This window comes from Georgenia wutianyii (assembly GCF_006349365.1).
In the GTDB taxonomy this organism is placed as follows: domain Bacteria; phylum Actinomycetota; class Actinomycetes; order Actinomycetales; family Actinomycetaceae; genus Oceanitalea; species Oceanitalea wutianyii.
The window spans coordinates 1463902-1477916 of record NZ_CP040899.1 but is presented as its reverse complement, the minus strand read 5'-3'; the positions used below and the strand labels follow the sequence as shown (position 1 = coordinate 1477916).

Annotated in this window: 8 protein-coding genes; 5 read left to right on the top strand and 3 right to left on the bottom strand. The window is 73.2% G+C overall.

Annotated elements, in window-relative coordinates:
- The first annotated feature begins 2 nt into the window (after window positions 1-2).
- Window positions 3-1205, top strand: a complete 1203-nt coding sequence (locus FE251_RS06545; RefSeq protein ID WP_168202668.1) for an MFS transporter — start codon at window positions 3-5, stop codon at window positions 1203-1205.
- Window positions 1206-1217: 12 nt separating this feature from the next.
- Here FE251_RS06545 and FE251_RS06540 read toward each other — a convergent pair whose 3' ends face one another.
- The gene (locus tag FE251_RS06540; protein WP_139948309.1) at window positions 1218-1946 is read right to left on the bottom strand and encodes a DUF72 domain-containing protein; all 729 of its coding nucleotides are present in this window, start codon (window positions 1944-1946) and stop codon (window positions 1218-1220) included.
- Window positions 1943-3532, bottom strand: a complete 1590-nt coding sequence (locus tag FE251_RS06535; protein WP_456237484.1) for an ABC-F family ATP-binding cassette domain-containing protein — start codon at window positions 3530-3532, stop codon at window positions 1943-1945. The genes FE251_RS06540 and FE251_RS06535 overlap by 4 nt, the downstream gene beginning before the upstream one ends.
- Before the next feature lie 444 nt (window positions 3533-3976).
- On the opposite strand from FE251_RS06535, the gene FE251_RS06530 reads away from it, so the two are divergent.
- Genes FE251_RS06530 through FE251_RS06515 form a run of 4 tightly spaced genes read left to right on the top strand, consistent with a single transcriptional unit; the run spans window position 3977 to window position 13222 of the window.
- Window positions 3977-4303, top strand: a complete 327-nt coding sequence (locus tag FE251_RS06530) for a hypothetical protein (RefSeq protein ID WP_139948308.1) — start codon at window positions 3977-3979, stop codon at window positions 4301-4303.
- Window positions 4297-7020 carry a VWA domain-containing protein gene (locus FE251_RS06525; protein WP_139948307.1) on the top strand — a complete coding sequence of 908 codons (2724 nt, stop codon included), beginning with the start codon at window positions 4297-4299 and terminating at the stop codon, window positions 7018-7020. The genes FE251_RS06530 and FE251_RS06525 overlap by 7 nt, the downstream gene beginning before the upstream one ends.
- Before the next feature lie 41 nt (window positions 7021-7061).
- Window positions 7062-10367 carry a tubulin-like doman-containing protein gene (locus FE251_RS06520; RefSeq protein ID WP_139948306.1) on the top strand — a complete coding sequence of 1102 codons (3306 nt, stop codon included), beginning with the start codon at window positions 7062-7064 and terminating at the stop codon, window positions 10365-10367.
- On the top strand, window positions 10367-13222 hold the full coding sequence (locus FE251_RS06515; RefSeq protein ID WP_139948305.1) for a hypothetical protein: 2856 nt from the start codon (window positions 10367-10369) through the stop codon (window positions 13220-13222). The genes FE251_RS06520 and FE251_RS06515 overlap by 1 nt, the downstream gene beginning before the upstream one ends.
- Window positions 13223-13265: 43 nt before the next feature.
- On the opposite strand, the gene FE251_RS06510 is transcribed toward FE251_RS06515, so the two are convergent.
- Window positions 13266-13952, bottom strand: coding sequence for an NAD(P)H-binding protein (locus FE251_RS06510; RefSeq protein ID WP_223147580.1), 687 nt, complete (start codon window positions 13950-13952; stop codon window positions 13266-13268).
- Window positions 13953-14015: the final 63 nt, after the last annotated feature.

The window sequence follows — 14015 nt, the reverse complement described above, 5'->3', positions numbered from 1 at the left end:
ACGTGAGGACCCTCTCCCCCGACCGGACCACCGCGGCGCGCGGGCGCCTCACCGTCCTCGCCGGGCTCGCCATCGCCCTCACCGCGATCAACCTGCGCACGGCCGTCACCGGCTTCACCCCGCTCCTGGAGACCATCGGTGCCGACCTCGGCTTCGGGGTCGTCCTCGCCGGCGTGCTCGGCACGATCCCTGCGGCCACCTTCGGCGTCTTCGGGTTCCTCGCACCTGCCGTGACGCGACGGTTCGGGCTCGAGCGGACCGCGGCGGCGGCGCTCGCGCTCACCGCCGTGTCGCTGCTCGCACGGGCGGCCTCCCCGACCCCGGCGCTCGTCGTGGTCTCGACCGTCCTCGCGCTGGGCGGGATCGGCGCGGCGAACGTCGTCATCGTCCCGCTCGTCAAGGCCTGGTTCGCCGATCGCGTCGCCCTGTGGACCTCGTGCTACCTGCTGCTCCTGCAGACCGGACAGTTCGTCGCCCCGCTGCTCGCGGTGCCGGTGGCCCAGGCCGCCGGCTGGCGGCTCTCGGTGGGGATCTGGGCCGGACCGATCGCGCTGGCCGCGGTCGTCTGGCTCGTCCTCACCCTGCGGCTGCCTGCCGACCACCACACGCCCGCAGCCACCGCGACGCGTCCGACGTCGCGGATCAGCCGGTCCGGCACCGTCTGGGGCCTGGTCGTGCTCTTCGCGATGATGTCGCTGTCGAACTACGCGATCATCACCTGGGTGCCGGCCGTGCTCACCGACGCGGGCGGCAGCGCGGAGCTCGGCGGGTCCATGGTCGGCCTGTACTCGGCGTGGGGCGTCCTCGCGGCGCTGGTGGTCCCCCACGTCGCGACCCGCATGACCAACCCGTTCCCCGTCGTCGTCGCGTGCTCCGTGGTGCTCGTGGGCGGGTACCTCGGACTGCTCCTCTCCCCGCTCGAGGGCACCGCGGTGTGGGTGTGCGCGCTGGGGATCGGGGTGAGCACGTTCCCGCTGTGCCTCACCCTCGTCAACCGCCGCACGAGGACGGCACAGTCCGCCTCGGCGGTGTCCGGCTTCGTCCAGGGCATCGGCTACGGGCTGGCGTGCGTCGGTCCGGTCGGGCTGGGACTGCTGCGCGAGGCGACCGGCTCCTGGTCGGTGCCGCTCCTCGTGCTCGCGGCGACGGCCGTGCCGGGGGTGGTCGCCGGGTGGTTCGCCTGCCGGCCGCGCTTCGTCGACTGAGGGCCCGCGGGCTCAGCGGCCCAGCAGCTCGCGCAGCCGGCCGGCGTTGCGCACCGCGTTGCCGTCGCCGTCGTTGTTGAAGTAGACGAGCACGTCGCGCCCGGACCCCTCCCACTCGCGCACCCGGTCGGCCCACCAGCGCAGGGAGTCCTCGTCGTAGGACCCGCCGTAGAGGTGGTGGTGGTCCGGCCCGTGCAGCCGCACGTAGACGAACGGGGCGGTGGCGCGCAGCACGCAGGGCAGGTTCGCCCCGCTCATCACGCAGTAGGCCGCGCCGCGGGCCTCGAGGAGCCGGTAGACGCCCTCGTCGTGCCAGCTGGGGTGGCGCAGCTCGACGGCCACCCGCACCCACCACGGCAGGCGGGAGAGGAAGTAGTCCAGGCGTGCGTCGTCGCGCTCCTGTCCCGGCCCGAGCTGGACGAGCAGGACCCCACGGGTCGTACCGAGCTCGTGCCACGCGCCGGAGATCCGCTCCACCCACCGCTCGGGTGCGTAGAGCCGCTTGGCGTGGGTCAGGCCCCGCGGCGCCTTGACCGACAGGACGAAGCCCTCGGGGGTGCGCCGGTCCCAGCCCGCGAACGTCGCGTCCCGCGGCCAGCGGTAGAAGCTCGCGTTGAGCTCGACCGTGCCGAACGCCTGGACGTAGCGGCCCAGCCGCTCGTGCGGGGGCAGGCCGTGGGGGTACAGCACGCCGGCCCAGTGGTCGTAGCTCCAGCCGGACGTGCCGACGTGGACGCTCACGCCAGGGCGATGAGCTCGGAGTAGGCGTCGCTCCAGAGGTCCTCGTCGCCGTCGGGCAGGAGGAGGACGCGGTCGGGCTCGAGCGCCTCGACCGCACCCTCGTCGTGGGTGACGAGGACGACGGCGCCGGTGAAGGTCCGCAGCGCGCCGAGGATCTCCTCACGGGACGCCGGGTCGAGGTTGTTCGTCGGCTCGTCCAGGAGCAGGACGTTGGCCGACGAGACGACGAGGACGGCGAGCGCGAGGCGCGTCTTCTCCCCGCCGGACAGGACCTTGGCGGGCTTCTCGGCGTCGTCCCCGGAGAAGAGGAAGGAGCCCAGCACCGAGCGCACCTGCGTGTCGGTGAGGTCGGGCGCCGCGGAGCGCATGTTCTCCACGACGGTGCGCTCGACGTCGAGGGTCTCGTGCTCCTGGGCGTAGTACCCGATCTTCAGGCCGTGCCCGGGCACCACCTCGCCGGTGTCCGGCTTCTCCACCCCGCCGAGGATGCGCAGCAGCGTCGTCTTGCCGGCGCCGTTGAGGCCGAGGACGACGACCTTGGCGCCCCGGTCGATGGCGAGGTCGACGTCGGTGAAGACCTCGAGGGAGCCGTAGGACTTCGACAGGCCCTCGGCGGTGAGCGGGACCTTCCCGCACGGGGCGGGGTCGGGGAAGCGCAGGTGGGCCACCTTGTCCGCCTGGCGGCTCTGCTCCAGCCCGGCGACCATCCGCTCGGCGCGCCGGATCATGTTCTGCGCGGCGACGGCCTTGGTGGCCTTGGCACGCATCTTGTCCGCCTGGGCGAGGAGGACGGAGGCCTTCTTCTCCGCGTTCGCGCGCTCCTTGCGACGGCGGCGCTCGTCCTGCTCCCGCTGCTTGAGGTAGGCGTCCCAGCCGAGGTTGTAGACGTCGAGCTCACCGCGGTTCGCGTCGAGGTGGAAGACGGTGTTGATGGTCTCGCGCAGCAGCTCGACGTCGTGGCTGATGACGATGAGGCCGCCGGAGTAGGACTTGAGGTAGTCCCGCAGCCAGACGATCGAGTCGTGGTCGAGGTGGTTGGTCGGCTCGTCGAGGAGCAGCGTCTGCGCACCGGAGAAGAGGATGCGGGCGAGCTCGACCCGGCGTCGCTGACCACCCGAGAGGGTGTGCAGCGGCTGGTCCAGGACCCGGGTGGGCAGGCCGAGGTTGGAGGTGAAGCGCGCGGCCTCGGACTCCGCGGCCCAGCCGCCCTGGGCCGAGAACTCCGCGTCGAGCCGGGAGTAGCGCTCGATCGCCTTCTCCTGGGCGTCCCCGGTCTTCGTCGCCATGTCCGTCTCGGCCTTGCGGATGCGGCGCAGGATGCCGTCGAGGTCGCGGGCGGACAGGACCCGGTCCCGGGCGAGGACGTCGAGGTCGCCGGTCCGCGGGTCCTGCGGGAGGTAGCCGATCTCGCCGGTGCGGGTGATCGTCCCGGTGTGCTGGACGACGCCGGAGGTCGCGTCCTGTCCCGCGAGGAGCTTGGTGAGGGTCGTCTTCCCAGCGCCGTTGCGCCCGACCAGGCCGATGCGCATCCCGGCGTCGACGCGGAAGGTCGCCGAGTGGATCAGCTCGCGGGCGCCGATGCGCATGGAGACGTCGTGGGCGGTGATCACGGGCAGACCTCAGAACCTGGTGCGTGGGGTGGGTGCCGCCGACGACGGTCGCGCGGCGCCCATCAGTCTACGGCGGGGCTGCCAGCCCTTTCCCGGCAGGTGAGGCGCGGCACTCCCCGGCAGCACCGGGCGGGCTCGTCACAGGAGGTCGGCCACCGCCTCCAGGGCCATGACCATCCGCCGTCGAGGGCGGCGGCCGACTGGGCGCCAGGTTCACCCTCAGTCACCCCGTGCGCCGTGAGCGATCATCCGCCCCTTCGCCACGGTTCATCGACAGGCGTGAGTATTCCGCCCATACGTTCAGCTCCAGGCTCCGATCACCTCGAGCCACCGACAACCGTTGCATGGGGCGAAGATGACCGCTGAAGACGTGATCACGGTGCGCCGTTCGAGATGTTCGCGCCACCACGGGTGGACGGAGTGACGGCCACGGCCGTCCAGCCCACCGTCCCGCCGTACTGGCCGGTTGCCCTCCAGGGTGGTGCGGTTGCCGCGGCTGCGGTGCTCGGCTGGCTCGTCGCCGCGAGGGAAGCCCCCTGGGAGCTCGCCGTCGTCGGCTACGTGCTGGGCGCCGTCGTCGCCGTCTTCCTCCTGACGCTCTACCGGTCGCTCAGCTCGCTACGGCGGAGCAAGCACTTCCTGCGACGTCCGCTGCTGGACCGCGCGTCCCTCGGCCTGGCCGTGGCCGGCCTGGCGTGCGGGCTCTTCTGCGGCTACCTCGTCGCGACGGAGCTGGCCAAGTGGTGAGGCGCGCCGCCGGGTGGTGGGCCGCCGTCGCCTGCCTGCTCGCCGCGGTCGTCCTGGGTACCGGGCCCGCCGCCGCGGTCGGTGACATCTCACCGGTCGGGTCGCAGAGCGTCTCGGCCGTCGCCGCGTGCGCTGCGGAGGCCGACCACCTCCTCGCCGCCGTCGTCGTCGACGAGTCGCTCAGCCTGCGCGCGACCGACCCGGACGACCTCCGCGTCGGGGCGATCGACACGGCGCTGGACTCTCTCGAGCGCCTCGCGGCGAACAGCGGCGGCGCCCTCGACGTCCAGGCCCGGCTCTCCGTGTTCGGTGAGACGAGCACCGAGCTCGTCGGCTGGGGCGCTGTCAGCGGCGAGCACGCCGAGGACCTGCGGTCCGCCGTGCGCGAGGAGCTCCCCTCGCGGGACGGGGCCCGCCTCACGGACTACCGTCGAGCGCTCGGGGACGCCCAGACGGCTCTGGACGAGCGCGCAGGTGAGGTCGGCGGCACGTCGTGCAAGCTCGTCCTCTGGCTCACCGACGGGAAGCTCGACGTCGACGGGCGTGGCGACCGCCCGGCGACCGAGGCCGCCCGCCTCGAGCTGTGCGAGCCCGGCGGGACGGTCGACGGCATCCGCGCCGACGACGTCGCCGTCATCGCCATGGGCCTCATGACCTCCGAGGGAGAGGGTGCCGCCACGCCGGTGGACCGCGATCGCCTGCAGGCGATCGCCGAAGGAAGTGCCGGCGGGGAGTCGTGCGGGTCTGTGCCCGTCCCGGCCGACGTCACGAACGGGGCGTTCCTCAACGCGGACGACGCCGGCGCCCTTGCGAGGCTGTTCGCACATATGGGGGCGCTGCTGGAGCGGTTCACGTCGACCGGCACTGCCGAGTGCCCCCGGGACTGCACGGAGGGGCGCCTCGCCATCCCGGTGGACCCCGGCCTCGGAGGCTTCCGTATCGTCGCCCAGAGCTCGGCCGGTGCTGCCCCCATGCAGCTCGTGGCACCCGACGGGAGCACCTCGGTGCTCGACGCTCCGACAGCCGAGGTCGGCGGCGCGGGCGTCAGTGTCCTCACGAGCAGCAGTCTCACGACCGTCGACGTCCGGGACGTCGGGGCCGACACCGGGACGTGGACGCTCGTCACCGACCCGACGGCGACGACCGTCATCGACCTCTACCACTTCTGGGGCGTGACCCTCACCGTCGAGGCGCCGGACGGGGTGGTGATCGGCGAGCCGAGCCGGCTGCGGATCGTGCCGCGCACGGCGGACGGCTCCCCCGTCCCGCTCGACGTCTACGGGTCCGCGGTCATGGAGGCGACGGTCGACGGCGAGGCGTCCGACTTCCGCGCCGACGGCGACGGCTGGCTCGGCGAGGTCACGGTCCCGACCGACGTCGCGGTCTCCTCCCTCACGGTGAGCGGCCGGGCGACGGCCGTGACGACGCCTGGGGGGATCCAGCTCGGGCCGGTGACGGTCGAGCAGGTGCTCAGCACCCAGTTCCCCCCGTCGTTCCCGGTCATCGCGCCGGCGGAGCTCGACTTCGGCCGTCTCGACGGTGCGACTACTGCCCGGGCCGTCCTCACGTTGACCGGGGCGGAGCGCGGTCCGACGCGCGCATGCTTCGGGGCCGGGACGGTGTCGGCACCGGAGCAGGCCGGCGCCGTCCGACTGGGCACCGCCACCGAGTGCGTCGAGATCGAGGCGGACGCGTCGGTCGACGTGGCCGTCGACCTCGACGCACAGGAGCAGGCGGACGGCCGCATCAACGGCACGCTGCCTGTCACGCTTCAGGGCGTCGACGGCGATCAGATCGAGGCGCAGGTGCGCGTCACCGGGACCATGGTGCGACCTGTCGACGTCGCGGCGCAGCTCTCGCTCGTCGCCGTGCTCACCGGGCTCGCCCTCGGGCTTGCCTACCTGAGCGCGGTCGTCGCGCGGCGCCTGCTGGGCCGCTTCCGGCTCGGCCCGCAGACGAAGTACGCCGAGGTGCCGGTCCGGATGACCGAGCGTGGGCTCGAACGCACGGACGGCGCCACCGCCCTCCTCTCGTCCGAGGAGTTCCGCCACCTCCCGGTCCACGGTAGGGTCCGTTCCTTCCAGGCGGGCCCGGTGCGCCACGTGGTGAGGTACCCGTGGAACCCGCTCGCGGAGCCCCAGGCTCTCGTCACCGTCCCCGGGCGAGTGCCCGTGACGCACGTCGTCAAGGGACGGCGCGGTCCGTGGACCCGGCAGACCGAGCTCCCGGGAAGTGTTGGCTTCGTCGTCGCGACGGAGCGGCCGACGACGCCGGAGGGCGATCTCCGGGGCACGCTCGTCATGGTCATCGACCCCGGGCAGCAGAGCGTCGCGAGCCTGCTGCCCCACCGCCTGGCGGAGCTGGCCCGGGTGCCGTGGGCCAGGGAGGTCGCACGCGCGCGCGCTGCCTGGGAGCAGGTCGCGTCGGGCGCAGCCGTGACCGGTGCGTCCGGCACTCGTCCACACCTGTCGCAGGACGGCGACGGGACGACGACGCCCGCACGTCCCGTGCCGGCCGGCGGCGGGTCCGCACCTCCTCCCCGCCGCGATGTCCCGTCCGTGTCCGCTCCCCCGCCCCGCGGTCGCTCGGACGGTCCACCGCCGCCTCGCGAGCGCGTCCCGGAGAACGGTCGGCGCCGCGTTGGTGGTCAGGACGCACCACCTCCGCCCTCGCCCGGGCGCAGCGGTACCCCGCCCCCTCCTCCGCCCCGCCGCTGACCCCCACCCTTGTCCCTCCTCCCCAGAACCGAGGTCCCTCCATGCTTCGTCCCTTCCTTCTCGTCGGTGTCGGCGGGTCCGGCGGCAAGACGCTCCGCGTCGTGCGCGAGGACCTCGAGCGCCGCCTTCAGCAGGCCGGCTGGACACGCGGTATCCCCGACGCCTGGCAGTTCCTCCACATCGACGTGCCGACGACGGCGGACGGCAACGAGCCGGACCTGCCCGGTCAGCTCCCGGAGCGGGAGTACCAGGGCCTCATCGGCTCGGGGATCGACTACCGGACGGTCGACGACTCCCTGCTCCAGACCGCCGGCACCCACGCGCGTGATGCGCTCGGCGGGTGGCGCCCCGACCGCGACCGGGTCAACGTGCCCGCGAGCAAGGGGGCCGGCCAGTTCCGGGCGCTCGGCCGGGTCATCACCCTGTCCCAGCTCAGCCGCATCGACCACGCGGTGCGCGAGGCCCGCCGGCGGATCACCGGTGCCGAGGTGACCGGTGTGCTGCAGAGCCTCACCGAGAAACTCGGTGGGGAGCCCCGTACGACCGCCCCGGCACCGGAGGTCGTCGTCATCTCCTCGATCGCGGGAGGCAGCGGCTCCGGCGCCATCATCGACGTGTGCGACGTCATCCGCGGGCTGCCGGACAAGTGGGCGTCGGAGAGCGTCGGGATCCTCTACTGCCCCGACGTCTTCGACGACATCGACGAGTCCCTCCGCCGTGGCGTCCGCGCCAACTCCCTCGCCGCGCTCGCCGAGGTGATGAGCGGCTACTGGAACGCTCAGGGTCCCAGTGAGAGCACGAGCGAGCTGTTCCAGGCGGCCGGGGTGTCCACCGGTGCCAGCCGGCGCCTCGGCCCTCGCTACCCGTTCCTCGTCGGTGCTCGGAACGAGGCGGTGACCTACAAGACGCAGAACGACGTCTACCGGGCCATGGGCCGTTCCATCGCGTCGTGGGTGGCGAGCACAGCGCTCCAGGACAGCATGGCCGGCTATCTCCACGCCCAGTGGGCGTCGACGTCGGGGGCTGTGCCGGACCACCTGCGCCTCCACCCCGGTGGCACGGAGACGCCGTTCACGGCGCTGGGCTCCTCACGGGTGGGCCTGGGCCGCGACCGGTTCCGGACCTATGCCGCGGAGCACCTCGCCCGGACGGCCGTCGAGATGGTCCTGGACCGTCACGAGGAGCTCCGCGCCCGAGGGGACGAGCGGCCGGCGACACAGCTCGTCCAGGAGCAGGCGAGCGACGCCTTCGGTGCCTTCCTCGTCCAGACCGGCCTCGACGAGCGCGGCGAGGACCGCAACACCGTCCTCGACGCCCTGCACGACCAGGCGAAGCTCACCAGGGCCGGGCAGGAGCTCGGTGCCCAGGTCCTCGACGCTGTTCGCGCCGCGTCGCCCGCCAAGGGCCTGACGACGGACGACGTCCGCATCCGGGTCCGGAACGAGGTGCTGGACCGCCGGTCCCGCTTCGCGGCCGAGCAGCGGGAGTCGCGCGAGCGCCAGGCGGTCGAGTGGGTCGAGACCATCCAGCGCCGGGTGGTCGACACGGCTGCGGATGCCGTGGTCAAGCACGGGGGCCGGGTGGCCGCGGTCATGCTGCGCCGCCTCGTCACCGAGCTCGACGAGGTCTCCGAGGAGCTGCACGCCGAGGCCGAGCACCGCCGGCGGTGGGCGGCAAACCTCGAGGACGAGATCTCCGGCGTCCTCGGCGGCACGCGGAAGAGCGTGACCGAGGCCGAGATCGAGCTCGCCGTCGACCGCGCGATCCAGACGCTCGAGTGGGAGCAGGAAGCCGACACCCGCGACCTGGCGGTCGCCCTCATCCCCGACCTGCGCCGGAACTTCCTCGAGCCGCTCACCGAGGCCGTCGACCACGCCGTCGACGGGCTCGCCGTCGAGCGGACCGGCGGACTGGACGGGCGCGGGTCCCTCATCTCGATGTGGCCGGAGGGCGACGTCGTCCCCAGCCGTCTCAAGCCCGCGCCGAACGAGTTCCTCCTCTCGAGCGTCGACTCCTTCCCCCAGATCCTCGAGGACGTCGTCGCCCGGACCGTGGGCGGGGAGACGCCGCAGGTCTCCCGCGTCGCGGCCGAGCGTCAGGTTCTCCTCGGGGCCGTGTACGGCGAGCGCCAGCGGTTGATCACCATCGACAAGCCGTGGGTCCCGGCCGACGCGCGGCTCCACCGCAGCTCCATGCAGGCGGCGACGCGTGCCACGATCAGCGTCGCCGGGAACTCGTCGCAGATCCTCCACCGCGCGACCGCCTGGGTGACCCGGCCCGGCACGATGATCGGCAAGTACCTCGACGAAGGGCTGCGGGCCTACCTCTCCGAGGGCGCGGCGGCGCCGAGCGAGCTCGCGGAGCGGCTGCGCGCCTTCGAGGGCCAGCTCGTCGCCGCGCTCAACGCGGGCGCGCCCCTCGTGAGCATCAACACCTCGGTGCTGACCCGGGTCCACGGGCGCTCGAACGTCACGTACCAGCAGAAGTTCAGCGAGATCCCGTTCCCGGAGCGGTCGGCGGCACGGGAGTCGTTCGTCCGGACCCTGCAGGGCCGCGGCCAGTTCGGGGCCACCGTCGAGCAGTCCTTCTCCGACTCCGAGGCGGGGTTCATCGACATCTTCACGGTCCTCGGCGAGCCTTACGAGCCGGTGGTCTTCGACAGCCTCATGCGCCCGATCGCGAGCGACTGGGGCGCTCGGAAGGCGTCGGTCGAGGGACGGGAGGAGTTCTGGCGGTGGCGCCGCGCCCGCCCCCTCCAGGAGGCGGTCCCGCTCCACCCCGAGACGCTCACTCAGCTGATCCGCGGGTGGTTCGCCGCGGGCCTGCTCGGCCAAGTACAGCAGGACCCGGCCGTCGCGGTCTACGTCCCGGCCAGCTCGAGCGGCTCCGCGGGCTTCGTCCCGTTCGACGACCCGCTCCTCGTGGGCAACAGCCAGGGCCCGGAGGTGCTGCCTGCCGTCCTCGAGTCACTCGTCCTCGCGCTCCTTCGGGTGAACACCCAGGAGTCGCTCGATCCCGTGCGTCCCTACCTCCGTCTGCTCGACCTCGGCACGAGCGAGTCCGGCACGCTGCCCCAGGAGCTCAGGACCTGGATCGAGGCGGGACACCGGGCGCAGGACCCGTCACCCGACCCCCGCACCGCTGCCGACCGCCAGGCCGCGGCGCGCCAGCAGGTCGAGAAGGTGGCCGCCGCGTTCGCCAGGCACTTCGAGGCGCTCGAAGCACGCCACGACATCCTCGGATACCCCGGTTCCTTCGACCTGCGCCACCTCATCCGGGCGGCGCTGCGCGACCTCCACCACGCCGTCGACGACTTCCGCGCCGACGCCGACAGCGCCTTCATCTGATGCGCTCGATCAGCGTCGTCGTCACGGGCGACACCCCCACCGCCACCGCGGTCCGCTCCCTGGTCGCGGAGTGGACCCGGGTGCGGATCACCGAACCGTCCCTGTGGGTCCGGGAGGCGGACATGGTGCGTTCCGACGGTCAGCCGCCGCAGGTCTTCGCGTGGCTCGTCGACCCCGACGGCGAGGAGAGGGTGGACCTCTTCGCTCACCTCGGCCGGTTCCGGCTCGACCGGGTCCGCATCGTCGTCACCCAGCTGGCGGCGACGACCGAGGAGGCCGACCCCAAGGTCTCGGCGGTCGGTGAGCTCGTCGCAGACCTCGTCCGGCAGGCACTGCCCCGCGACCCGTCGGGCACCGACCTGACGAGCCTGCACCGCACCCTGCTCCTCGTGCCGGCGACCGACGTGAGGGACATCGACAGCAGAGTCCTGCTGCCCAGCTGGGAGGCCAACGTCGTCGTCTCCCCCGAGGACCGGCCGGACCTCGACCGCTCCTCGGTGTTCGTCAGGCCGGCCACCAACTACGCCGGCCACGCCGCAGCCGCCGTCGCGGCAGCCGCGGGCCTCGTCCGAGGTGTCCCCGGCGGCGTCTTCGACAGGGTGGGCACCGACTCCTCCACCCGACCGGACGACGTCGTCGTCGCACGTGTCGCCATCCGCACCGTCGTCGGTGAGGACGTGCTCGACGTCCTCGGCCGCCGGACGCTGGACCCCGAGACCCTCGCCCCGGTCGGTCCCGGCCAGGTGGTCGGGTGGGCCACGCCCGCGAGCGACCCCGAGCTCCTCGTCCGGCGCGCCGCGAACGCGATCCTCACGACCCCAGAGTGGGCGCCCACGCCGGAACCCGACCGTGCGGAGCCGCAGCCGGAGCAGGTGGCGCTGGCCGGTGCCTTCGGCCGGGCTGCACGGTTCAGCCTCCACACGGTGGGCGCCGTGGCCGCGTGGACCTTCGGTCGCGGTCGGGACGCCGCGGAGCGCACGGCGACCCGGCAGGTCGTCGGTGCGGACGTCGGGTCCGTCGTCACCCTGGGGCCGCGCGCCGTCGACTCGATGAGCGAGGTCGCCACCGCGATCCTCACCGCCAAGCGGTCCCAGCTGGCCGAGGCGCTGACCTACGAGGCGACCCGCGGCGCACCACCGGCACCGACCACGTGGAGCACGTTGCGGCAGCTGTGCTTCGCGCTCGCCGACGGCGGCCCGGTCGACGGGATGGACACACCACGCCAGCTGGGGCAGCGAGAGGTCCTCGGGCCGCGTGAAGTCGGCCCTCGGCCCGGTTCCGCTCACACGGCGCTCGACGGCAGAATGGTCGCGGCGACGGACCCGCCGGCCATGCGGTCCTACCTCGCGGATCTCGAAGCACAGCTGCGCGAGCGCAAGGACGAGGTCGGCGAGCTGCGTCGGCTCCGGGACGCCGCAGAGCGGGACCTGCCGCCCGGAGTGTCGGACCCGACGGCGACGACCGGACCGGGCGCTACTGGAGCGGACGACGACGCGGTGGACCCGCTCGCGGCGGCGCGAGAGCGTTGGGAGGCGGACCGGACGGCCGTCCTCGAGCGGCTACGGGCTGCCGAGGACGAGGCCGAGCGGGTCGGGACCGAGCTGGCCACGTTCCGGGAGTGGTTCGCCGACCAGGCGTGCAGCGTCCTCTGGCAGGTCGGGGACGACGTCGCGCGGCGGCTCGCCGCCTGCGAGGACGGCCGTCGGGCTTGGGACGGGACAGAGAGAGTCACGGCGCCCGCCACCGCCTCGCTCGATGCCGCGAAGAGGCGGCTTCTGCGCCGCTGGTGGGTCACGTCGGGCCTCGGTGTCCTCGCCCTCGTCGTGCTGGGACTCGTCGTGCAGGAGCAGGAGAGCCCCGACTGGGGCACCGTGGCCTGGTGGACGACGGGGATCGTCGTCACGACGGTCGGCCTGCTGGCCCTGTTCAACCACGTGTTCTACAAGGCGTTCCGGCGGTACGAATGGGAGGTGAGGACCGCCCTGGCACGGCAGCGCGCCGAAGCAGCGACGTTCCTCTGGCGGGGCAAGGAGCGCGGCCGGCTCGCCGTGCTGTACCAGGGCTGGCGGGACTGGACGGAGGTCATCGCGGAGGTCGTGCACCGGCCGTGGGAACCCCCGGCGGTCCAGGTCCACGAGCTCGCGGAGGAGGTCGTGGGGAAGCTGCCCGCGGCGATGGCAGCGGCACGTCAGCAGGAGGAGCAGCTCGACCTGCCCGCAACGCTCCTCGCCCGCGCCTACGGCGCGGTCTACCGCGAGGGATGGGCACAGCAGGCCTTCGACGCAGCCTACGAGCGGCTTGCCGGCCAGGAGCTGCTCACCGCCTCGAGCGGCTACCTCGATGTCGACGTGGACATGTCACCCAGCGCCATCTCGCCGCGGGGCCGGCTCCTGGAGATGTGGCAGTCCGGGAGTGCCCGCGCGATGCTCGGAGAGATCCAGGCGGGCCGCCTCCGGGAGGCCGTGCTCGGCGGCGACCTCGTGCTGCCGTTGCGCCGGGTCGAGCGGATCGGCCCTCACTCGGACAACGTGTGGCGCGACGAGCCGGAGTACTTCGCCGCGTTGGCGACGAGCGAGACGACCTTCGCCCTCGACGTCTTCGGCTCGGTCGCGAGGACGCAGAACCGCCACTACGCCGGCCACGTGACAGTGTGGCTGCCACAGAGCGCGCACAGCCATGCGACACGGAACCGCAGCTCGAGGGTCGCAGTCGAGCCTGCCGAGGCCGCGACCGCAGTCCGGGTGGACCTCTCGCGGCGCATCCCACCGCAGGACCTCGCCATCTTCGTGTCGCCACAGTCATGGGACAAGCACCGGACCGCCCAGGCCGCGGCGACGCAGGACACCTTCCTCTGACTGCAGATCACGGTCCGGGCCGTTCCAGCACCGGGCGGGCTCGTCACAGGAGGTCGGCCACCGCGCGCGCGACGGTTGTCAGGCCCTGGGTGACCTCGAGGATGCGCCTGCGGACCCTGGGCTCGTGGAGCAGCTCGGCGAGCGTGGCGGCCACGTCCTCACGCGGGACCTCGTCGTCCGGCTGGGCGGGGCCGAGCGCGATCCCCCCGGTCCCGGCGCGGTCGACGAGCTGCGACGGGCGCAGGATCAGCCAGTCCAGGTCGCTCGCGCTCACCGTCACGTCGACGAGCTTCTTCACGGCGAAGTAGAACTCGACGTCCTCCCCGAGGTGCTGCGCGCGGCGGGCCTCGGGAAGCACGGAGACCAGGGTGAAGCGGTTGACGCCGGCCAGGCCCGCCGCCTCCAGGGCCGTCACCACACCTTGGCCGTCGACGGCGGCCGCCGCCTGGCGTGAGACCCCGTTCGAGCCGGCGGCGTAGACGAGGACGTCGGTGCGGCTGAGCATGGGCGCGAGCGAGTCGGCGGTCAGGTCGGCGAGCTGGCCCACGTGCACGGTGACCCCCAGCGCGGAGAACGCCGCCCGCTGCTCCTCCCGTCGGACCAGTCCCACGACGTCGTCGCCCCGGTCGAGGAGGTGTCCCACGAGGAGCCTCCCGACCGTCCCGCTCACGCCGATGATGAAGACCCTCAGCGGTCCGCCCGCGGGGCGGGTGAGGAGGTCGGTGTCCATCGGTCCAGGCTTCCCCGTCGCCGCCCGGCTCCGCGTCGGTAGGAGCCACCTAGCGTGGTCCGG

What these genes read in the sequence shown, in the direction of transcription:
- FE251_RS06535 (WP_456237484.1), bottom strand. Translation starts at nt 3,532, where the DNA reads ATGCGCATCGGCGCCCGCGAGCTGATCCACTCGGCGACCTTCCGCGTC.
- FE251_RS06520 (WP_139948306.1), top strand. Translation starts at nt 7,062, where the DNA reads ATGCTTCGTCCCTTCCTTCTCGTCGGTGTCGGCGGGTCCGGCGGCAAG.
- FE251_RS06515 (WP_139948305.1), top strand. Translation starts at nt 10,367, where the DNA reads ATGCGCTCGATCAGCGTCGTCGTCACGGGCGACACCCCCACCGCCACC.
- FE251_RS06510 (WP_223147580.1), bottom strand. Translation starts at nt 13,952, where the DNA reads ATGGACACCGACCTCCTCACCCGCCCCGCGGGCGGACCGCTGAGGGTC.